We start from the raw sequence: 21,932 nt of genomic DNA on the forward strand, positions 1-21,932 counted from the left end.
GGTGACGTTCGTTATCGGCGCCGCCGCGAGCGGCAAGAGCGCCTATGCCGAGTCCCTGTGCCTTGGGCACGACGGCCCCCGCGTGTACCTGGCAACGATGGAGCCCTTCGGGGAAGAGGGCGCCCGCCGCATCGCGCGCCATCGGGCGCTGCGCGAGGGCAAGGGGTTTTCCACCCTCGAGCGCACGCGTGACGTGGGTGCCGCAGTGTCCGGGCTTCCGCGCGGCTGCACGCTTCTTTTGGAGGACGTGGGCAACCTGGTTGCGAACGAGCTCTTCGCGGAAGGCGGCTTGTCCCCACGTGACCCCGACGCTACGGCGCGCGAGGTGCTCGGAGGCATCGAACGGCTCGTTCAGGCGGCTGCGTATACGGTGGTGGTCTCCGTCGACGTGTTCGGCGATGGGATGCGCTACGATGAGGGGACCGAGGCATGGAGGCGCGCGCTCGCGCGCGTGAACGCGGGCGTGGCGGCGCTGGCCGACCGCGCAGTCGAAGTGGTATGCGGGATTCCCGTGTGGTTGAAAGGCGAAGGACCTACAAGGTGAAGATAGCAGAGGCAATTGGCGCGGCGTTCGGAACGTTCTCGCGCATCCCCGTCCCGAAATCGGCCTGGACCGATTTCGGGTCAACCCATGCGCTTGCCGCGTTTCCCCTGGTGGGCCTCGCGGAAGGCTTCCTCATGACGGCGTGGGGGCACGTGGCGAACCTGCTCGGCGTGCCCGCGACCATCGTCGCGGCCGTGCTCGTGGCGTTGCCTGTGGCGGTGACGGGAGGCATCCACCTAGACGGGCTCTGCGACACCTCCGATGCGCTTGCAAGTTGGGCCCCGCGCGAGCGAAAGCTCGAGATCATGCACGACCCGCGGGCGGGCGCCTTCGGGGTCATCGGTGTTGTTGTGTACCTTATTCTGCAGTTTTCCCTGTTCACCGCGCTGCCGCTTACGGCGGGGGCGTTCCTCGCGCTTCTGTGCTCGCTCGTGTTCTCCCGCGCGCTTTCGGGGCTCGCCGTAGAATGCTGGCCTGCCGCGCGGGCGGACGGCATGGCCGCAGGACTCTCGCCTACTAAGAAGCGCGCGGCGATCGTCGTGCCGCTTTGCGCTTTCGCTGCGGCTTCGGCTGCAGGGATGGTCGCGTGCGCTCAGGCCGTCGGCGCCCTTATGGCGGTGGCGGGGCTTTTGGCGCTCGCATGGTACCGTCATGTTGCCCTGTCCCGCTTCGGCGGGGTGACGGGGGATTTGGCCGGATGGTTTCTGCAATGGGCCGAGCTCGCGATGCTTGCCATGCTGGTGGCGGGGGGTATGCTCCTATGATTCTCGTGGTAGGTGGCGCGCATTCGGGGAAGAGGACCTTCGTGCGCGAAAAGCTCGGGATCGCGGCGGACAATTTCGTCGACGCGGCGCAGCTTGCGGAGGGCGGCGTGCCCGCGGCTTTTGCCGGCCGTGTCGCGTACCGTGCTGAGGAACTCGTACGCGCGCTCGACGCTGACCGGGCGCTCGAGCGGCTGATCGGCTTCGACGCAGTGATTCTGCCCTTGGTCGGCTCGGGGGTCGTCCCTATGCGTGCGGAAGACGCCCAATGGCGCGAGCGCGCGGGGCGCCTGGGATGCGCGCTTGCTGCGCGCGCCGACGTCGTCGTGCGCATGACGTGCGGGATTTCCCAGGTCATCAAAGGAAACCTTGCCGATGCGCCTCGAGGGACGCAGGGCGCGGGCGCGCCTTTGGAAGTCGTCTTCGTGCGCCATGGTGCCACGGCGGGCACGGAAGACCATCGCTACAGCGGGGCGGGCACCGACGAGCCCCTGTCGAGCGCGGGCGAGCGCGCTTTGCGCGAGCTCGCGTGCGATCGTGAGGTGTTCCGTGTTATCACGAGTGGCATGGCCCGCACCGACCAGACGGCACGCATCCTCTTCCCGAATGCGGAGCTTATGGCATGCCCCGGTCTGCGCGAGATGGATTTCGGTGACTTCGAGGGGCGAAGCGCCGCCGAGCTTAAAGAGGATGCGCGCTACCGCGCCTGGGTAGACTCCTGGTGCGAGACGCGCTGCCCGCATGGCGAGGGCAAGAGCGATTTCACCCGCCGCGTCGTCGCGGCGTTTCGGGAGGCGTGCGAATCGGAGCGCGCCCAGGGGAGTGAGCGCGCCGTCTTCGTCGTTCACGCGGGTACCGTGAAAGCGCTGCTTTCCGAGCTTGCTGTCCCGAAAATGGAATACTTCGACGTGCATACCGAGCCGGGCGGCGCATGGGCCGCCACCTGGGATGGGCGCTGCCTTCGCGACGTTCGCCCCGCTTCGGGGGGCGATGCCCGGTGATGACGATTCTTGCCGTCGCCGCCGGGTTCGCGGCCGACCTTGCCTTCGGCGACCCGCGCTGGCTTCCCCATCCCGTCGTCGCCATGGGGCGCGCGATCACGTGGGCCGAAGGCCGCCTGCGGGGCGCATTCCCGCAAACGTCCGCGGGCACGCGCGCCGCAGGGCTTGTGCTCGCCGTGGCGCTTCCGCTTGCGTGTGGGCTTTTGACCTGGGGAATCCTGCATCTTTGCGGCATGGTTCACCCCGGCTTGCGCTTCGTGGCCGAGGCATGGGCGAGCTATCAGATTCTTGCGGCATGCGAGCTGCGCCGCCAGAGCCTGGCCGTGGCCCGCGCGTTCTCGAAGGGCGGCCTTGTCGCGGCGCGCGAAACCGTCGGGCTCATCGTGGGACGCGACACGTCTGTTCTCGACGAGCAGGGCGTTGCGCGCGCCGCCGTGGAAACGGTGGCGGAGAACGCGAGCGACGGCGTCATCGCGCCGCTTTTCTACCTTATGATCGGGGGTGCGCCCTTGGGCATGGCGTACAAGGCTGTGAACACGCTCGACAGCATGGTGGGCTACAAAAACGCGCGCTACATCGACTTCGGCTGCGCCTCGGCGCGCCTCGACGATGCGGTGAACTGGATTCCCTCGCGCTTATCGGCCCTGCTCATGATCGTCGTGTGCCCGATCGTCGGGCTCGACGCGTGCGGGGCGGCGCGCATCTGGCGCCGCGACAGGCGTCGCCATGCGAGCCCGAACGCGGCGCAGACCGAGTCAGCGTGCGCGGGCGCGCTCGGGCTGCGCCTGGCAGGACCCGCGGTGTATTTCGGCAAGCTCGTTGAGAAACCGACGATAGGCGACGCGTCCCGCGAAATCGAGTGGGGCGACATCGCCCGGGCGACAAGGCTCATGCTCGCCGCGTCCGTATGCGCGCTCGTCGTCTTCGGCGCCGCGCGCGCGGCGGTCGTGCTCGCCGTGGGGGCGATGGTATGAGGGAAGACCACGCCGCGCCCCGGGCTGCCGGGGGAATCCTCCGCGCCCGTACGCATGGGGGCAGCTCGCAATCGCTCGGCATCGCTTGCGAAGGGGGCGCATCCGACCTCATTGACTTCTCGGTGAACGTGAATCCGGCAGGCCCATCGCCGCGCGCCGTCGCCGCAGCTTGCAAGGCGCTTTCTCGAATCGACGCCTACCCCGATAGGGAAAGCCTCGCCCTCGTTCGTGCCCTAGCGCGCACCCAGGGCATTCCCGAAGATACTATCGTTTGCGGCGCGGGCGCGTCCGACATCATCTGGCGGCTCGCCGCGGCGGTGCACCCGAAACGCATCGTCGTGTGCGCGCCGACGTTCTCTGAATATGCGGAGGCGGCATCGTACTACGGCGCATGCGTGCAGGAGTTCCCGCTCTCCGAAGCGGATGACTTCGACGTGCCCGCCTCCTTCGCCCGCGCGATCGAGGGGCCGGGAGACGTGGCGTACCTCTGCAATCCGAACAACCCGACGGGGCGTCTCGTCGACCCCCGCGTGATCGATGCCGCGGCTTGCCGCTGCGAGCAGGTGGGCGCGCTGCTCGTCGTGGACGAGTGCTTCCTCGGATTTGCGACCGACGCCCGCGAAAGGAGCGTGGCCGCACGCGCCGCGTGTTCGCACCATGTGGCCGTGCTCTCCGCGTTCACCAAGCTCTACGGAATGGCAGGGTTGCGGTTGGGGTATCTGATCAGCGGAAACGCCCAACTCATCGAGGGGATTCGTCGGGCGGGGCAGGCGTGGCCCGTCTCCTCGGTCGCCGAGGCCGCGGGCATCGCCGCCCTGGAAGACGTCGAATACGTCTCGCGCACGCGCGATGTATTGGCGGGCGAGCGAGCGTGGCTTTCCCACGAGCTCTCCTCGCTCGGGCTTTCCGTCGTGCCGTCGGATGCGAACTTCCTTTTAGTCCGCACGCCGGCGAAAGACATCCCCGAGCGCCTGTATAAACAGGGGGTTTTGGTCCGCACATGCGACTCGTTTTCGATACTGTCCCGTTTCTGGTGCCGCGTCGCCGTGCGCACGCACAAGGAGAATGCCCGGCTTGCGATGGCGTTCAGCCGCGCGCTTCGGGCGGAAGGTGCATCGGGCGAAGGCGAACCCGACGAACGGGGCGGCGCTTCTTGCAGCGGCGCTATGGCGGGCGCGGATGGCCGAGGCTCGGCGAAGGAGGTCGATACCCGTGGGTAGGGCGAAGCCCATCATGATCCAGGGTACCATGTCGAACGCGGGGAAGAGCCTGCTTGCGGCGGGGCTGTGCCGTGTGCTTTCGCAGGACGGCCTGCGCGTGGCTCCCTTCAAGAGCCAGAACATGGCGCTCAACAGCGGTGTCACGGCCGACGGGCTCGAGATGGGGCGCGCTCAGATCATGCAGGCCGAGGCGTGCGGCATCGCGCCCGACGTGCGCATGAACCCCATCCTGCTCAAGCCCGAAAGCGATCACCGAAGCCAGCTCATCGTGGCCGGCAAGGCGCAGGGAGCCTTCGCCGCGAGGGACTACTTCGCGCGAAAGAAGGCGCTCATGCCGCAGATTTTGGAGGCGTTCGATTCGCTCGCGGAGGAAAACGACGTCATCGTCATCGAGGGCGCCGGCAGCCCCGTCGAAATCAACCTTGCCGAAAACGACATCGTCAACATGGGGCTCGCGCGCGCCGTGTCCTCCCCCGTGCTGCTCGCGGGCGACATCGACCCAGGCGGGGTGTTTGCCCAGCTCTACGGCACGGTCGCGCTCCTTGCGCCCGAGGATCGCGCGCTTTTGCGGGGGCTTGTGGTGAACAAGTTCCGCGGCGATGTGGAAATCCTGCGCCCGGGTTTGGCCCCGCTCGAGAAGATGTGCGGGGTCCCCGTCGTGGGGGTCGTGCCGTATCTTACGCTCGACCTGGACGATGAGGACTCGCTCGCGCCGCGCCTATCTGCCCGCGAGGCGCGCGGCGTCATCGACGTCGTCGTCGTGCGCCTTCCGCATCTGTCGAACTTCACCGACTTCGACCCGCTTTCGCGCGTGCCCGGCGTGGGCGTGCGCTACGTTTCCTCGACGACTGATCTGGGCCGACCCGACCTGGTGGTGCTCCCCGGCTCGAAGACCACGCTCGACGACGCGCGCTGGCTTGCGGCTAGCGGCATCGGAGCCTGTGTACGCGCGCTTTCGGGCGCGGGCACGCCGGTGCTCGGCATATGCGGAGGCTACCAGCTTTTGGGAGACGAGCTTTCCGACCCGCACGGCAGGGAAGGCGCTGGCACCGCGCGCGGGCTTGGGCTCATTCCTGCAAGTACGGTGTTCAAGGAGGAAAAGCGCCTCGCCCAGTCGGAACTGCGCATCACGGGCGCCCAAGGCGCGTTCTCGGTGTGGAACGGCATGACGGCTCGCGGGTACGAGATTCACGACGGCGAAACGACCGTCTCCTGCGCCCATGCGGGCACGATTGGCGGCAAACCAGAAGGCGCGGCCTGCGGAAACGTGTTCGGAACCTATCTCCACGGCCTGTTCGACGAACCGGGGGTGGCGCTCGCCCTCGCGCGCTCGCTCGCGCGCATGCGCGGCCTGCCCGAGAGCGTCGTGGGTGCCGCGGGCGCGGCGTCCGCGGCCGATCACCGTGTGCGCGAGTTCGACCGCCTGGCCGACGTCGTGCGCGGGGCGCTCGACATGGAGTATATCTACCGCATTATCGAGGAGGGCGTATGATCCACGTGTATCATGGCGACGGCAAAGGCAAGACCACGGCGGCGATGGGCCTCGCCCTTCGCATGCTCGCCGCAGGCCGCCGCGTCGTCGTCGTGCAGTTCCTGAAAGACGGCGAAAGCGGGGAGGCGCGACTGCTCGCCGAGCATTTCGGCGTGCCCGTGTTCGCGGGGAAGGTGTCGGATAAGTTTACCTGGTCCATGACGTCGGAAGAACTTGCCGCGACGCGCGAGCTACACGATGGGAACCTCGCTTCCGCGCTCGCCGAGCTCGAGGGCGCGCAGGAGGGGCTGCTCGTGCTCGACGAGGCGCTCGACGCGCTTTCGAAGGGGCTTGTCGACGAGGCGCTCGTGGACCGCGCGCTCGATATGTCCGCGTGCGGCGTCGAAGTAGCGCTCACCGGGCGCGCGCCTTCCCGCAAGATCGTGGAGAAGGCCGACTACATAACCGAGATGCGGTGCGAGAAACACCCCTACGAGCAGGGAACATGTGCAAGGGAAGGAGTGGAGTACTAGATGGATTCCAAGGAGATGGCGCCCGGCGACATCGAGCGGCGCAGCTTCGAGATCATCACCGAAGAGCTCGGCGGCCGCACGTTCCCGCCGCTCGAAGAGCCCGTCGTGAAGCGCGTTATCCACACCACTGCCGACTTCACGTACGCCGATTCCCTCGTGTTCACCCATGACGCCGCGCACTGTGCGCTCGACGCACTGCGCGCAGGGGCCACGGTGCTCACCGACACGAACATGGCGCTTGCAGGCATAAGCAAACCCGCGCTCGCGAAGCTCGGCTGCAAGACCGTGTGCTACATGGCCGACCCTGATGTCGCCGCGGCTGCGCGCGCCGCGGGCACGACTCGCGCCGTTGCGAGCATGGACAAAGCTTGCGGCATCGAGTGTCCGCTCATCGTGGCCGTCGGTAACGCTCCCACAGCACTTCTGCGCCTCGTCGAGCTCATGGACGCGGGGAAGATCGCGCCCGCGCTCGTCGTTGGGGTGCCGGTCGGGTTTGTGAATGTGGTCGAGGCGAAAGAGGAGCTACTTGCGCGACGCGTGCCGGCCATCGTCGCGAGGGGTCGCAAGGGCGGTTCGACCGTGGCGGCCGCCATTATGAATGCGCTGCTATACCAGATCACGCGCCCAGGCGGCCCGAAGTGACGGCGCCCGCATCCGCGCCGGCGCTGCGCATCTTCGCCGGCACCACCGAGGGCCGTCTTCTGTGCGAATGGGCGAGCGGGTCGGGCATCCCCGCCCGTGCCTACGCGGCAACCGAGTACGGAGGCGAGCTTTTGGGCGAGCTTCCGGGCATCGAGGTGCATGCGGGCAGGCTCGACGAGGCCGACATGGAGCGCGAGCTTTCCGGCGCGCGCATCGTCGTCGACGCCACGCATCCCTTCGCTACGCTCGCAAGCGGCAACATCCGGGCCGCTTCGCTCGCCGTGGGTGCACGATGCCTGCGCCTTGCGCGCCCGGTCGAGGCGCTGCCCAAAGGCGTCGTGTCGGTCGCGTCGATCGCCTGCGCAGCGCGCTTTCTCTCTGAGAACCCGGGTCGCGCGCTTCTCACGACGGGGAGCAAGGAGCTTGCTCCCTACACGCGCGTCGCCGATTTCGCGGAGCGCTTCTTCGTGCGTGTGCTTCCGCTGCCCGGTGCTATAACGAAGTGCATCGAAGCGGGGTTTTCGCCGTCGCACGTCATCGGCATGCAGGGGCCCTTCACCCGCGAGCTCAATGAGGCGATGCTTCGGCAGGTGGGCGCCCAGTGGCTTGTGACCAAGGACTCGGGAACCGTAGGCGGCATGGCCGAGAAGATCGCCTCCGCGCGCGACGTGGGAGTGCGCTGTATCGTGGTCGCCCGTCCCGCCGAGGGAGGCGGGGCCCTTTCGCTTCGGGAAGTGGAAGACGCGCTCTTACGGGAGTTCGCGCGCTAGGCGCTCGCCGCGCCTGCGCGCCCTCCCGCCCGCGAGGAGGAGCGCCCCGAGCAAGCTCGACCCGTACAAGCCCGTCATCCGCCAATAGCTCGAGGACGACGCCCTGGAACTGGCGCAAACAGCCCTTCAATAAGTTGCGGTGAAATAGTGTCTGTTTGCTGCTAGATAGCATATTTAGTCCCTAATTCACCGCAACTTGTTGGTGGTGGCTTACTGGTAGCGTAGGCACTCCACCGGGTTGAGCTTTGCCGCGCGTCGAGCGGGGTAGAAGCCAAAGATTACGCCGATGCCGACCGATACGGCAAACGCGATCAACACTGTCGTAATGGAGAAGCTTGGCGTGATCGTCCCGGTAGCTCCAAACTCGCTCATGATGCCCGAGCTTGCGGCAAAGAACGTGAGTCCCCATGCCAGCAGATAGCCAATCAGGACACCCAGCAGACCGCCGGTGATGCACAATGCCGAAGACTCGGCCAAAAACTGCGCGGTGATATCGCGACGACTGGCGCCCAGAGCACGGCGAATACCGATCTCGCGGATGCGCTCAGTCACGTTGGTGAGCATCATATTCATAATGCCGATACCGCCGACAAGCAGCGAGATGCTGGCGACAGCGCCCATGATGAGCGAGAACGCGCCCATAAAGGAGTTGAGTGCATCGATGGCGCTTTTCATGGAGGTCGCCGATACACTGTCGTACTCATCATCCTCCGCGATGCCCTTCATTGCGCGCACCTTGGACTCGATGGTCTTACAAAGCTCGTCCATGTCTGTGCCCTCGGCGGCAAGAGCCGTCACGCTGGGGAATGAAGGATTTTCGTCGCCAAACAGGCCTGAGATGGTTTCGCGCGGCATATACAGCGTGAGCGAGCCCATGGAGTCGTTGCCGCCATCAATCACACCTACAATCTGCACCTCGCCGTTGGACACCTTGATGGTTTTCCCCAGCGCATCCTGTTCGTTGCCGTAAAGCTGATCGGCGCCGCCGCGGCTGATGAGCGCCACGCGCGAGCCTGATTGGGACTCGGCCTGGGAATAGGTGCGCCCCGCAACGAGCTTGCTGGCCCCCACGGCGTCGAGCATGTCGCTATCGACACCCTGTGCCATGACGGTATAGCTTTTATCGCCGGTCTTATACTCGGTATACGCGCTGTCGACAATGGCGATCTGCTCTATCTGCGGCACCAGTTTTTGAAGCTTCTCGATGTCCGACTCGGTGAGTTCTTGCGACGAATAGATTTGCACCATGCGTGCCGCATTGAGGCCCAGACTGTTGACCAGGCTGTTTTGGATGCCGCCGATGAGCGAAGTCATGGCGATAACCGAGGCGATGCCGATGACAATGCCCAGGATGGTGAGCAGGCTGCGCCCCTTGTTGGCTTCGAGCGAGTGAAGGGCTTCCTGGATGAGATCGCGGGCGCTCATGCCATCTCTCCTTTCGGCGGGTTGGCGGAGGCGGAAATCCTGGGCAGGCTATCCACGGCGCTGCGCAGGGTCCGCGGTGCATGTGGAATATACGCGCCATCGTGAATGCGACCGTCGCGGATGGTCACGGCACGGTCGGCCTCGGCGGCGATGCCGGGGTCGTGTGTGATAAGCACGATGGTTTTGCCGCGCTTCTGGAGCTTATGGAAGGTTTCCATCACAAGCGCTCCGGTAGCGGAGTCCAGGTTTCCCGTCGGCTCGTCGGCCAGAATGATGGGCGGGTCATTGACGAGGGCGCGCGCGATTGCGACGCGCTGCATCTGGCCGCCCGAGAGCTCGGATATGCGGTGGTCCCAGTGGTCGACGGGCAGCGTGACAGCCTGCAGCGCGTGCACGGCGCGCATTTCGCGCTGGCTACGGGGCACATTGGTGTAGGCCAGCGGCAGCATCACATTTTCGATAACCGACAGGCGCGGCAGCAGGTTGAAGCTCTGAAAGACAAAGCCAATGCTCAGGGCGCGAACTTCGGTGAGCTCCTCATCATCGAGCTCGGCCACGTTGAGCCCTTGCAGGTAGTAGTCGCCCGCCGTCGGCTTATCCAGACAGCCTAGGATGTTCATGAGCGTCGACTTGCCCGAGCCCGAGGGGCCGGTGATAGCGACGAATTCGCCGGGATTTACCGCCAGGCTCACGTTGTGCAGGATGTGGGCGCACCCCGCCTCGCTCTCAAAGATGCGGTGCACGTTGCGGATGTCGATAACGGGACGCATTACATGCCCTCGTCGGCAGACATACTGCCCGAATCCGCACCGTAGCCGCCGTCAGCCGTTGCGTCCGCTCCGGTGTCCATGACGAGGGTGTCGCCATCGCGCAGCTTGGTAACCGGCACGTTGGGGTTGATCTCGTTGCCCTGGTCGTCGCGCTTGACCTGTGTCTTGCCGACTACGGCTTCGTTGTCGTTTTGCGTCACGACAGTCACCTTCACGCGACGGGTTTGCTTGCCCTCGTCATCGGTCGCCACGTTGACGTAATAATGTTCGCCGTCTTCGGTCATGAGCGCCATCGTCGGCACCATCACCACGTCGTCGAGCTGCTCGGTCACCACCGATACCTCGGCCGTCATGCCCGGCTTCAGGCGCGCGTCGGGCGCCTCAATGAGAATGTCGACGTTAAAGGTTACGCTGCCGCCGCCACCGTTGGCGGCGTCGGAGTTTGCCACCGACGCGATAGCCGTGACGGTGCCCTGGCTCACGATATCGGGAAACGCAGGATACGTGACGTTGGCGCTCTGCCCAACGGCGATCTTGGCGATGTCCTTTTCGCCTACCTGCACGGTCACCTTCATCTTGGATAGGTCGGCGATTTGCATGCACTGCTTGCCGCCGCTCGTATCGCTTTCGCCCATGATCATGCCGCCTGTTACCGTGGCGCCCACCCTGGCGTTGAGCTCCACGATGCTACCCGAGCTCGGGGCCGTGACCGTACGGCTGGCTGCCTTGGCGTTCGCCTGATCGAGGTTTGCCTGGGCCGATGCGAGGCTGCGCTGCGCGGCCGATACGGCGTTCGTGTCCGCTGATGCGTCGGAGACGCCAGCCGCTGCGGAAGTTCCATCGACGTCCGTTGTTGGGGTGGCCTGCGCGGCAGCTGCGGCTTTCTTCGCGTTAGCGAGGTCTTCTTGAGCGGCAGCAACTGCACGCTGCGCCTCGGCAACGTTGCGATCGAGCTCGTCATTTTTAATGGTCATAAGCACGTCGCCCTCGCTGACGGATTGGCCTGCCTGCACGTTGATCGAATCGACCGTACCGTCGACAGAAGGGGAGACCACCGAGGACGAAATGGGTTTGAGCTGCCCTTTCGCCTCGACCGATGTGGTAAACGTGCCCTCGGTCACCATGTCGGTCACAGGCCCGCTAGCGCCCTGAGGCTGCGCATTGATAACCAGGGTTGCGACAATGGCAATGAGCGCGATGGCACCTACGACGCCGGCGGCAATACCGCGTCGAATCAGCTTTTTGCGTCGACGTTCGGCACGTTTTGCCTTGAGCTTGGCATATGCCTCTTCATCGGAAATCTCGGTTGTATCGCTTGTGCTGCCATTTTGCTGTGTGGCGTGCACGTCTGTTATGAGGGGAATCGTTTCGGTGGCACCCTCGGGCGCTCGCTCGGTATCATTTGATCCCGAGCTGATGGTGGGGACATTCGACATGGCGTCTCCTTTATAGAAAGTTCCTCAATAAGTATATGCGCCCGTCGCGTGAGGCGGGCGCATATGGCGGATTCTTTCGGAACTGTTAGATTGGAGCGTCAGTTTCCCGTTGTGTGAAGGCGTGTTTTCCTACGAGTGGACAACCACGCACAGGCCGACTTTGATGCAATCGTGCAGTGCCTTGGCGTCGGCCAGGCGCAGGTTGATGCAACCGTGGCTACCGCACCATTTGTACGACTCGGCGTTATCGAAGCTCTTGTCGTTTTGCCATGTAGCGTCGTGGAAGCCGATCATATTGCCCTCGAACGGCATCCAGTAGCTCACCGGGCTCTCGTATTTGGGCTTACCGGTCTCGGGGTCCTTGGCTCCGATCAGGGTGCTGCCGCCGTCGTTGCTGTTGATTTGCCACACGCCCTCGGGGGTGGCGTCTTCGCCCGGTTTGCCGGAAATAAAGTTGGCCTCCCACACGATATTGCCGCTCTCGTCGTAGTAGCGCGCGTGCTGCTCGGACAGGTCGACGTCGATATACGCCTTCCAGTCGGGCTCTCCCTTTGCGGTAAAGGTGTCGGCCTTCTGGGAGTACTTGATCTCGATTTCACCGGTCTGCTTGTTGTTAATGGCGTCTTCGACCTGCTTGGCGAGCGAGCTGCTGTCGATGGACCAACCAAAGTCACCGCCTTCGACGGCGCACTGCTTGCCATCGGCGCGCGTCCACCAGCGAGTGGAGCCCACGGTATTAAAGCCGTTGGCGAGCTCGGCTGCCCAGCTACTGATCTGCGACGTATCGAGCGTGGGGTTGGCCGGATCGGCAAAGCTGATCCACTGCAACACGGAGCTGCCATCAACCTTTCCGGCATCCTCGCCGTTGAGCTTAAGGGTCACGTTGACGCCCAGGAATTTGTTGGCGGCATCACATGCAGCCTGAATCTGATCATCGGTCAGCGTTCCATTGAGCGGCTCATAGGCATCGTTGCCAAGCTTGGAAAGATCTACGGTTTCGGCCAGCGAGGCAAGCTCGAGCTCGGCATATTTAATGACATGCTCGCGGTTGAGTTTTTCGTTGGAGCGCGCCTTCTCGACGGTAAACTTGCCGGCCTGTTCGTCATAGGAGCTATTGGCCTCGAACGTGCCCGAACGGCCCTCGTTAAACTCGTCGATGGCGGCGCCCAGATCCTTCTCAAACTGCTTTTGGTTAAAGGTGTCGGAGAGCATGGACAGGTCGACGTCTTGATCAAGATCGACTTCGTTGGAGGTGGCGGTTGTTTTGGTCTTGCCGCTTAAGGATTCCACAAGGCGGACCGGCCATACAAAGGCTTCGTTGTGGCTGATGATTTCTTTTGCGGCAGCTTCGCCGTCGACGATGGGCTCATCGGACTCGGGCTGATAGGTCCAGCTAAAGTCATCGCCTGTCACGGTGAGCTTATAGTGCTTCCATGCCGAGTTCACCTTGGTAGCGGCAGACGAAGCGTTGGAGAACGAGACGTCGACGCCGGCGATGGTGGTGTTGGGGTAGGCTAGCTGGGAAAACGCTACGACGCCTACGATATAGACGATGACAATAAGACCCAGGACGACAAAGAGCGTCGTCTTTTTGCCCGACTTATTGTTCTCGGCGGGTTTGCGCGCGGGGCCACGATCGCCTCGAGTATGCGTGGGGGGCTGCTTGGGCGCATTGCCGTTTGCCTGGCGCTGCTGACGTTGTTGACGCTGCTGTCGCTGTTGGTTCGGGCGTTGGGAAGCGTTTGCTGCACTACGCTGCTGACCGTGGGTCGGCGCGATAGGACGCGGCGACTGAACGCCGCCGGTGTGCCTGCTCGGCTGCTGCGGATCGGGAATCAGTTGAGTTCGATCGTTTTGCGACATCGTATGCATATCCTTCGATTTTCGCCTTGCGGTTCATCGTGTTTTTACTGGGCTTGCATTATAGCGATTGCCCTGCTGTTTGTGGTACGGAAACGGTGGCATTCAAAAGAGGTGGGACATTTGTCCCACCTTTGAGTCGTTCTTTGTCACTATCCACACACACCGCATTTTGCACAGGCCGAAAGTGCGGCCGGAGCCTGCGCGATGCCGCCCTTTGCCGTCTCTCGCAGTGTGGCCGGCAACGCGTGACCCACCGAGAGCATGACATGTGCCATCTGGTCAAACGGCACCAGGCTCTTAATGCCTGCGAGGGCGAGTTGTGCCGAGCTAAAGGCCGCTGCCACGCCGATGGCGTTGCGGTTTTGGCAGGGCACCTCCACGAGGCCACCGACGGGGTCACAAACGAGGCCCAGCAGGTTACTCAGCGCGATGGAGCTGGCGTCGAGCGCCTGCTCGGGCGTGCCGCCGAGCATCTGCACCAGCGCGGCGGCTGCCATGGCGGCGGCGCTTCCCACCTCGGCCTGGCATCCGCCCTCGGCGCCGGCGACGCAGGCACTCGTGGTGAGGTTGAGGCCGATGGCGGCTGCGCAGTAGAGCGCGTCCATGACTTGCTCGTCGTCGAGCTGCAGGCGATCGGCGAGCGCCAACACGCAGCCGGGCACGACACCCGCGGAGCCTGCCGTGGGGGCGGCGACGATCACTCCCATCGTGGCGGAGCGCTCAAGCACGGCCATCGCGCGGGCCACGGCGTCGGTCTGAACGGGGCCCATCAGGCTTGCACTCAAATCGTTGCGGCCGGTGGCTTCGACAAGCTTGGCCTCGCCGCCGATAAGCCCGCCGAGCGAACGCTGCGGATTGGCGATGGGGGCCGTGGTCTCCTCGCGCATGACGTCGAGCACGCGGCGCATAGCAGCGACGGCGTGGGCCTCGCCGGTCAGACGCGCCTCGCGAACGGCCATGACGGCGCCAATGCTGAGCCCCAGTTCCTCGCACGCATCGAGCAGCTGCTCGCCGTCGTCGAAGATTTCCTTGGCCGAGACGCCGGGAGAGAGCGACGAGGCAGAACCGGGGAGCTCGATAAAGGTCGCGTAATCGACATTGTCGAGCTTGCGCAGCATGGGGACGACGGTGTCGTCGGGCGCGCCGTCGGTCTCAAAGACGGAGTAGGCCTGGCCGCCCACTTCGGTGCGGTAGGTGCGGCAGAAAGCGATGTTTACGTGGGCGTAGGCGAGCAGGTTGGTGAGCGCGGCGAGTACACCGGGGACGTCCTTGTGTGCCACGAAGAGCGTGGAATACATGCCCGAGATGTCGACGCCGACGCCGTTAATGCGGCTGATACGCATCTTGCCGCCACCCAGACTCTCGCCGCGGACCTGTGCCGTGGCGCCCGTGTCGTCGACCATGTCGATGTCGACGGTGTTGGGGTGGATGGAGGCGTCGTCGCCCTTGATGTCAAAGTGATATTCGAGGCCCTGCTCGCGTGCGAGGTCGAAGGCCTGCTTGATGTTCTCGTCATCGGTGTCGAGGCCCAGGATGCCCGCGACGAGCGCACGATCGGTGCCGTGGCCGCGGTAGGTGTGGGCGATGGAGTTCCACAGGCCAAAGGTGACTTTGGTGATGCGGCCTTCCAGCAGGCTGGCGGCAACTTGGGCGCAGCGCAGGGCGCCGGCGGTGTGCGATGAACTGGGGCCGACCATGACGGGGCCCAAGATCTCGAATGCCGAGGTCGTAGCTAGTGTTTGCGGCTTGCCTGCCATGGATGCTCCTTATCTATCCCGTCGTCCCGAGGGGCGGGGCATAAGGTCGCCTGCTCGGACAGTCCTGCTCGCACGGAGAGCACATTAAGTGCTCTCCGGCTCGTGCGGAACTCGCGATCGACCTTATGCCCCGCCCCTCGGGACTAAGGATACATGGTTGGGGTTGCTAGATGGCAAAATTCATTAGCTAGGGACGCAGCGTAGGCTCATATCGAAGCATCTTCACCACCGGATTAATAAAAAAGAAGTACCGGTTGGAGCCGGTACTTCTTTTGGTGCGTCGATATTTGGTTGTAGCTTTTGCCGTTGGCTTACAGGCCGCAGGCTGCTTTGAGTTCTTCGACTCGGTCGGTTTTCTCCCAGGTGAAGTCGGCGTCTTCTCGGCCGAAGTGACCGTAGGCTGCCGTCTTTTCGTAGATGGGGCGACGCAGGTCTAGGTCGCGGATGATTGCACCTGGGCGCAGGTCGAAGGTCTTCTCTACGGCCTCGACGATCTTGTCCTCGGCAACATGCGCGGTACCGAAGGTGTCGACCATGATTGAGAGGGGCTTGGAAACGCCGATGGCGTAGGCAAGCTCGACTTCGCAGCGGTCGGCCAGGCCGGCGGCGACCACGTTCTTGGCGACCCAGCGCGCGGCATACGCGGCGGAGCGGTCGACCTTGGTGCAGTCCTTGCCACTAAAGGCACCGCCGCCGTGACGGCCGTAGCCGCCGTAGGTGTCGACGATGATCTTGCGGCCGGTGAGGCCCGTGTCGCCCATGGGGCCGCCCACGACAAAGCGACCGGTGGGGTTCACGTAGATGTCCGCGTTATCCCACGGCATGTTCTCAGCGGCCATGACCGGGGTGATGACGTGCTCGATGAGGTCGGCCTTGATCTTGCCCATGTCCTCGATCTCGGCGGCGTGCTGCGTGGAGATGACGATGGTCGTGACCTCGACGGGCTTGCCTTCCTCATAGCGCACGGTGACCTGGGTCTTGCCGTCGGGACGCAGATAGGCGAGGGTACCGTCGTGACGCACGGCGGCCAAGCGCTCGGCCAGGCGGCTTGCCAGGTAGTGTGGCATGGGCATAAGGGTCTTGGTCTCGTTGGAGGCATAACCGAACATCATGCCCTGGTCGCCGGCACCGATCAGGTCGATCGGGTCGGTGGTAGCGCCGGTCTGGGTCTCGAAGGACTCGTCAACGCCCTGCGCGATATCGGGCGACTGCTCATGGATGAGGCTCATGACGCCGCAGGTGTCGCAGTCAAAACCGAACTTGGCACGGTTGTAGCCAATGCGGCGGATAACGCCACGGGCGATCTCCTGCACGTCGACGTAGGCCTGAGTGCGGATCTCGCCGGCGACGATGACGGTGCCGGTGGTCACGAGGGTCTCGCAGGCGCAGCGGACGTTCTCCACGTTGGCAGGCACGCCGTTGGGGGCGATGTAGCCCTGCTCCTGCAGCTCTATTTCTTTGGCGAGGATTGCATCGAGGACGGCGTCGCTGATCTGGTCAGCGATCTTATCGGGATGGCCTTCGGTCACCGACTCCGACGTAAAAACAAAGGACCCGTGTTGGGGCGGGATGGAACGAAGTTCTTCTGACATGATAGTCCTTTCAAAAACGTGTCCCGGCGACCGTTACCATTCCGCTGGGCTCTCTATGCAAGGGCACATCATAGCGCGTAAATCAAAGATTCACACCCTTTCCGCACCTACTCATTGGGGACAGACTTAAATGACTACCCTTACCTAAGTGCCGACAGGTTGCCCAAAGACTGGTCATTTAAGTCTGTCCCCAATGAGTAGGTCGGTGCCCTTTGTGCGGAGGTTGCTTTGATGCTTTATACTGGTGCGGTTAGACATCCATCCTGCAATCGAGGAGATTTCCATGGCATCAGACGTTCGCGTCCGCTTTGCACCCTCACCGACGGGCAAGCTGCACATCGGCGGCGCCCGCACCGCTATCTATAACTGGGCTTTCGCCCGCGCAAACGGCGGCACGTTCATCCTGCGCATCGACGACACCGACCCCACCCGCTCCACCGACGAGAACACGCAGATCATCCTGCGCGCCATGCGTTGGCTGGGCCTGGACTGGGACGAGGGTCCCGAGGTGGGCGGCGACTTTGGCCCCTACGCCCAGACCGAGCGCCTGGACCTGTACAAGCAGGCCGCCCAGAAGCTTTGGGACGAGGGCAAGGCCTATCCCTGCTTCTGCACCAAGGAGCAGCTCGACGCCGATCGCAAGGCCGCGCAGGAGCGCAAGGACCCCTTCCAGGGCTATCAGCGCCGCTGCCGCGATCTTGATCCCGAGGAGGCCCGCCGCCGCATCGAGGCCGGCGAGTCCTACGTCCTGCGCATCAAGGTGCCCGAGGACCGCGGCGACGTCGTCATCCACGACGCCGTCCACGGTGAGGTGACCTTCGACGCCAAGGAGCTCGACGACTTTGTCATCTTCCGCTCCGATGGCACGCCCACGTACAACTTCGCGACCGTCGTCGACGACGCCATGATGAAGATCACCCATGTCATCCGCGGCGACGACCACCTGTCCAACACCCCGCGTCAGGTCATGGTCTACGAGGCCCTCGGCGCGCCCGTGCCCACGTTCGCCCACATCTCCATGATCTTGGGCGCCGACGGCAAGAAGCTCTCCAAGCGCCACGGCGCCACCTCCGTGGAGGAGTACCGCGACGCCGGCTACCTGTCCGATGCCTTCGTCAACTATCTGGCTCTGCTGGGCTGGTCACTCGACGGCGAGACCACGATCATCCCGCGTGATGTCCTGGCCAGCAAGTTCTCGCTCGACCGCATCTCCAAGAACCCGGCGACCTTCGACCCCAAGAAGCTCGATTGGGTCAACGCCGAGTACATCAACAGCATGTCCGACGCGCAGTTTGCCGACGAGATCATGGTCCCCGAGCTGCACGAGGCTGGTCTCATAGAGGGCAATGTTGAGTACGGTGAGGACTGGATCGACGCACTCGCTGCCATCGTCAAGCCTCGCACCAAGATGCCGGCCGACGCCGTTACCGTCGCCGCCCCCATCTTCGCTACGGCCGAGACGCTTGAGTATGACGAGAAGTCCGTCAACAAGGGCCTGGCCAAGGAGGGCATGGGTGCCATTCTGGACGCCGCCAAGGCCGCACTCGAGGGTGTGTCCGAGTGGACCGCCGCCAACGTTGACGCCGCCCTTGAGCCTCTGCCCGAGCAGCTGGACCTCAAGAAGCGCGTGGTGTTCCAGGCTGTGCGTGTCGCCGTCTGCGGCAACATGGTGAGCCCTCCGTTGGGCGAGACCATGGCGCTCGTCGGCCGCGACGACTGCCTGGCGCGCATCGACCGCGCCCGCACGATGGCACTGTAATCGCTGCGCAAACGTATGTATCCGAGCCCCGTTCACCTCGAGCGGGGCTCTTGTTTCTGTAGACGTATGGGATAGGAGGTGCTGGGGCCATGGCCGAGCAACTTTCGCTGTTTGGTTCGCCAGAACCGGAGGAAGCTCCGAAGTCCGCGGCTCCTGCCGCCGCCCCGGCGCAGCCCGAGCCCGCACCCGAACCCGTCGCCGCCTATGCGAGCGTAGTCCTCGACATCCCGACGCGTGCACTGTCCGAGCCGTTTGCTTACGGCATTCCGCAGTCACTCGCCAACGATGGTCAGATCGGCTCCACCGTCCTAGTTCATTTTGGCAACCGTGCGGCCGCGGGCTACATCGTCGACATCGCGCCCGAGCTGGCCGACCTGCAAGGTTACGACGCTCTCGATCCCGCGCGTATCAAGCCTATCGAGGCTATCCTCAGCAAGCCGCTCTTTACCGCAGAGGCCGCCCGTATCGCACGCTGGATGAGCCGCGAGTACGTCGCAACGCTTTCCGAGTGCCTGCGTCTGTTCTTGCCCCCGGGTGGAAGTCCGCGCGTGGTCAAGGGCGATGTTGGCGTGTGGACCGTTGAGCGCCCCGCCGTTAAACCCATCCAAAACCGCTGGGTCATGCTTACGCCCGAGGGCTTCGACTATACGCCGCCCAAGACCGCCGTTCGCCAGCGTCAGCTCATCGAGGCGCTCCAGTGCGGACCGGTCACGACGCGCGACCTCAACCTTCTCTATAACAGCATGTCGGCGACCATCAAGGCGCTCGAAAAGCGCGGCGTCGTGGTAGTAGAGGAGCGCCGTGCTTGGCGTGGCTGCAGCGAGCAGACCACGCTGTCCTCGGCAAGCGGTAAGGCGCCGGTCTCCCTTACCAACGGCCAGCAACAGGCACTCGCGCAGATTGAGCGCGCCCGTCTGGACGCTCATGGAGACGTGGTGCTGGTCGACGGCGTCACCGGCTCCGGCAAAACCGAGGTTTACCTTTCGGCGATTGAGCGCGTGCTGGCGGCCGGCCGTTCGGCCTGCGTGCTCGTGCCCGAGATCTCGCTGACGGCCCAGACCGTCGGCCGCTTTCGCTCGCGCTTTGGCGAGACGGTCGCCGTGTTCCATTCACGCCTTTCGGCCGGCGAGCGTCTGGACCAGTGGGATATGGTCGCCAGCGGTGCGGCCCGCGTGGTCGTCGGCGCCCGCTCGGCGCTCTTTTGCCCGCTCAGCGACTTGGGCCTCATCATCATCGACGAGGAGCACGAGACCAGCTACAAGCAGGGCTCCAGCCCGCGCTACCACGCGCGCGAGGTGGCGGCCGAGATGGCGCGGCGTTACCGCTGCCCGCTCGTCTTGGGCTCCGCCACGCCCTCGGCCGAGGCCCTCGACCGCTGCCGCCGTGGCACGTATAACGGTGCCACCTGGACGCGCGTCGAGATGCCCGAGCGCCCGGGACACGCCGTGCTGCCCACGGTCCGCATTGCCGACCTGCGCCGGGAGTTCTCGCACGGCAGCCGCTCCATGTTCTCAAAACCCTTGATGGAGGGCTTGGAGCGTGTGGTCGAGCGCCGCGAGAAGGCCGTGCTGCTGCATAACCGCCGTGGCTTTGCGCCGTTCCTGATGTGCCGCGAGTGCGGCTGCGTCCCCACCTGCAACCACTGCTCCACCGCGCTTACGTATCACGAGCGCACGCACACGCTGCAGTGCCACACATGCGGTTCGTCTTGGCGCGTGCAGCCGTATCCCGCGCCTACGAGCCGTTGCCCCAAATGTGGCAGTCGCTACCTGGCAAAAATGGGCCTGGGCACGCAGCAGATTGAGGACGCACTGCACCAGATGCTTCCCGAGGATGTCGCCATTATTCGCATGGATGCCGATTCCACGCGCGGCAAGGATGCGCACAAAAAGCTGCTCGAGCAATTCGATGCGGCCGATTGCGCGGTGCTGCTGGGCACCCAAATGATCGCAAAGGGCCTCGACTTTCCCGAGGTCACACTCGTGGGCGTGGTCAATGCCGACTTTGCGCTCAAGCTGCCCGATTTTAGAGCAGGGGAGCGCGCCTACGATCTGCTGGAGCAGGTTGCCGGCCGCGCCGGCCGCGGCGATCGCCCCGGTGAGGTTATCATCCAGACCTACCTGCCCGATGACCCGGTCATTCGCGCCGTCGCCGAGCACGACCGTTCGATCTTTACCGACTACGACCTGGATCAGCGCCGCGACGCGCTGTACCCGCCGTTTGTTCGCCTGGTCAACATTTTGGTGTGGTCGGCGAACCGAGACGACGCGCAGGACTACATCGAACGCATCGCGAAGCCCCTCAAGCGCCGCTGGCATGCCGCCGCGCCCGACTTTTTGCGGGCGGGGAGCGCCGTGCCCCAGGTGCTTGGTCCGGCTTCGTGTGTAATCGAGAGAGCCAAGGACCGTTACCGCTTCCATCTGCTTGTAAAGTCGCCGGTAGGGTACCATGTCTCTGATGATATCGACGCCTGCCTCAATGAGGTGGGCTCTGTGCGCGGCGTGAGCGTGAGCGTTGACGTCGACGCCTATGATTTGATGTAACAACCCGAAAGGATGGCCATGGAAGCCAACGGAATCGTACTGTCGCCCGACCCTCGTCTGCGCCAGGAGTGCGCCGTCATCGAGGAGATCACCCCGGCGATCGAGGCGCTTGCCGAGAAGATGAAGAAGATGATGTTCGACAACGGCGGTTGCGGCCTGGCCGCCCCGCAGATCGGTGAGCTCATTCAACTCGTAACCATTGATTGCGATTACAGCGACAAGAACGACTATGACCCGTACGTGCTCATCAACCCTGTCATTGTTGAGCAGAGCGACCATCTGGCGCCGTTTAGCGAGGGGTGCCTTTCTATCCCTGGCATTAGCTGCGAGATCGAGCGTCCCGATCACGTTGTCGTCGAGGCGTATGACCTGGATGCCAACCTGATTCGCTATGAGGCCACGGGCGATCTGTTCTGCGTGTGCCTGCAGCACGAGATCGATCACCTGCACGGCAATACCATGTTCGAGCGACTGAAGCCGATGCAGCGGATCAAGGCGGTCAAGGAGTACCAGGACGCCCTGGCCCGCGGCGCTCGACCGGGCGAGACGGAGTAGGTTTGTCCGTCCCCGGGGCACCCGCCTATATCGTCCCGCGCGCAGTTTCGCAGCGCAGCGAGAATGTTTGAGCACGGGATGATATAGGCGGGTGCCCCGGGGACTACGTTGACGCTGCTTGTCTCGCCCGGGTGCCGTTGGGCCAGGGAGGGGCGTCTTCGCTGATAATTGCTTTGCTGAAAGAGCTGCTTTTATGGCGGCTCTTTCTTTGGTTTTGGGTATATTTGTTCTTGTTGAATTGTTATTGCGGATGGGCTGGTGACTTGGCTTTCCGCTGTTATTTGTAGCCGTCTCGGCTCGTTATTGAGAGGAGACT

18 protein-coding genes are annotated in these 21,932 nt (G+C 64.0%); 12 read left to right on the forward strand and 6 right to left on the reverse strand.

The window, feature by feature from the left end; genetic code table 11:
* The first annotated feature begins 1 nt into the window (after nucleotide 1).
* Genes AAA021_RS05615 through cobK form a run of 9 tightly spaced genes read left to right on the forward strand, consistent with a single transcriptional unit; the run spans nucleotide 2 to nucleotide 7,916 of the window.
* Nucleotides 2–544, forward strand: a complete 543-nt coding sequence (locus AAA021_RS05615; RefSeq protein WP_349088348.1) for a bifunctional adenosylcobinamide kinase/adenosylcobinamide-phosphate guanylyltransferase — start codon at nucleotides 2–4, stop codon at nucleotides 542–544.
* Entirely contained in the window at nucleotides 541–1,308 is a 768-nt protein-coding gene (gene cobS, locus AAA021_RS05620; RefSeq protein WP_349088350.1) for an adenosylcobinamide-GDP ribazoletransferase, read from the forward strand. Before AAA021_RS05615 ends, cobS begins: the two co-directional genes overlap by 4 nt.
* Nucleotides 1,309–1,349: 41 nt before the next feature.
* A complete protein-coding gene (locus tag AAA021_RS05625; RefSeq protein ID WP_349088351.1) occupies nucleotides 1,350–2,306 on the forward strand; it encodes a histidine phosphatase family protein in 957 nt (318 codons plus the stop codon).
* Nucleotides 2,306–3,280, forward strand: a complete 975-nt coding sequence (gene cbiB / locus AAA021_RS05630; protein ID WP_349088414.1) for an adenosylcobinamide-phosphate synthase CbiB — start codon at nucleotides 2,306–2,308, stop codon at nucleotides 3,278–3,280. The genes AAA021_RS05625 and cbiB overlap by 1 nt, the downstream gene beginning before the upstream one ends.
* Entirely contained in the window at nucleotides 3,277–4,500 is a 1,224-nt protein-coding gene (locus tag AAA021_RS05635) for a histidinol-phosphate transaminase (RefSeq protein ID WP_349088352.1), read from the forward strand. The genes cbiB and AAA021_RS05635 overlap by 4 nt, the downstream gene beginning before the upstream one ends.
* Nucleotides 4,493–5,992, forward strand: a complete 1,500-nt coding sequence (locus AAA021_RS05640) for a cobyric acid synthase (RefSeq protein WP_349088354.1) — start codon at nucleotides 4,493–4,495, stop codon at nucleotides 5,990–5,992. The genes AAA021_RS05635 and AAA021_RS05640 overlap by 8 nt, the downstream gene beginning before the upstream one ends.
* A complete protein-coding gene (locus tag AAA021_RS05645) occupies nucleotides 5,989–6,504 on the forward strand; it encodes a cob(I)yrinic acid a,c-diamide adenosyltransferase (protein ID WP_349088355.1) in 516 nt (171 codons plus the stop codon). Before AAA021_RS05640 ends, AAA021_RS05645 begins: the two co-directional genes overlap by 4 nt.
* The gene (locus tag AAA021_RS05650) at nucleotides 6,505–7,146 is read left to right on the forward strand and encodes a precorrin-8X methylmutase (RefSeq protein ID WP_349088356.1); all 642 of its coding nucleotides are present in this window, start codon (nucleotides 6,505–6,507) and stop codon (nucleotides 7,144–7,146) included.
* On the forward strand, nucleotides 7,143–7,916 hold the full coding sequence (cobK, locus tag AAA021_RS05655; RefSeq protein WP_349088357.1) for a precorrin-6A reductase: 774 nt from the start codon (nucleotides 7,143–7,145) through the stop codon (nucleotides 7,914–7,916). Before AAA021_RS05650 ends, cobK begins: the two co-directional genes overlap by 4 nt.
* 210 nt (nucleotides 7,917–8,126) lie before the next feature.
* Here cobK and AAA021_RS05660 read toward each other — a convergent pair whose 3' ends face one another.
* The 6 genes from AAA021_RS05660 to metK form a co-directional block, all read right to left on the reverse strand.
* Nucleotides 8,127–9,341, reverse strand: a complete 1,215-nt coding sequence (locus AAA021_RS05660; protein WP_349088358.1) for an ABC transporter permease — start codon at nucleotides 9,339–9,341, stop codon at nucleotides 8,127–8,129.
* The gene (locus AAA021_RS05665) at nucleotides 9,338–10,111 is read right to left on the reverse strand and encodes an ABC transporter ATP-binding protein (RefSeq protein ID WP_195363999.1); all 774 of its coding nucleotides are present in this window, start codon (nucleotides 10,109–10,111) and stop codon (nucleotides 9,338–9,340) included. The genes AAA021_RS05660 and AAA021_RS05665 overlap by 4 nt, the downstream gene beginning before the upstream one ends.
* The gene (locus AAA021_RS05670; RefSeq protein ID WP_349088359.1) at nucleotides 10,111–11,547 is read right to left on the reverse strand and encodes an efflux RND transporter periplasmic adaptor subunit; all 1,437 of its coding nucleotides are present in this window, start codon (nucleotides 11,545–11,547) and stop codon (nucleotides 10,111–10,113) included. Before AAA021_RS05670 ends, AAA021_RS05665 begins: the two co-directional genes overlap by 1 nt.
* A 129-nt stretch (nucleotides 11,548–11,676) precedes the next feature.
* A complete protein-coding gene (locus AAA021_RS05675; RefSeq protein WP_349088360.1) occupies nucleotides 11,677–13,410 on the reverse strand; it encodes a L,D-transpeptidase in 1,734 nt (577 codons plus the stop codon).
* Nucleotides 13,411–13,559: 149 nt separating this feature from the next.
* A complete protein-coding gene (sdaAA, locus tag AAA021_RS05680; protein ID WP_349088362.1) occupies nucleotides 13,560–15,167 on the reverse strand; it encodes an L-serine ammonia-lyase, iron-sulfur-dependent, subunit alpha in 1,608 nt (535 codons plus the stop codon).
* 311 nt (nucleotides 15,168–15,478) lie between these two features.
* The gene (metK, locus tag AAA021_RS05685; RefSeq protein WP_022094972.1) at nucleotides 15,479–16,759 is read right to left on the reverse strand and encodes a methionine adenosyltransferase; all 1,281 of its coding nucleotides are present in this window, start codon (nucleotides 16,757–16,759) and stop codon (nucleotides 15,479–15,481) included.
* Nucleotides 16,760–17,042: 283 nt separating this feature from the next.
* Between metK and gltX the strand changes: the two genes are divergently transcribed.
* From gltX to def, 3 genes are all read left to right on the forward strand, one after another.
* Entirely contained in the window at nucleotides 17,043–18,518 is a 1,476-nt protein-coding gene (gene gltX / locus AAA021_RS05690) for a glutamate--tRNA ligase (protein WP_349088363.1), read from the forward strand.
* Between the two features lie 89 nt (nucleotides 18,519–18,607).
* Nucleotides 18,608–21,061, forward strand: coding sequence for a primosomal protein N' (priA, locus tag AAA021_RS05695; protein ID WP_349088365.1), 2,454 nt, complete (start codon nucleotides 18,608–18,610; stop codon nucleotides 21,059–21,061).
* Nucleotides 21,062–21,079: 18 nt separating this feature from the next.
* The gene (gene def, locus AAA021_RS05700; RefSeq protein ID WP_349088366.1) at nucleotides 21,080–21,616 is read left to right on the forward strand and encodes a peptide deformylase; all 537 of its coding nucleotides are present in this window, start codon (nucleotides 21,080–21,082) and stop codon (nucleotides 21,614–21,616) included.
* The last annotated feature ends 316 nt before the right edge of the window (nucleotides 21,617–21,932 follow it).

It is taken from the genome of Collinsella sp. CLA-JM-H32 (assembly GCF_040098165.1).
In the GTDB taxonomy this organism is placed as follows: Bacteria; Actinomycetota; Coriobacteriia; order Coriobacteriales; family Coriobacteriaceae; genus Collinsella.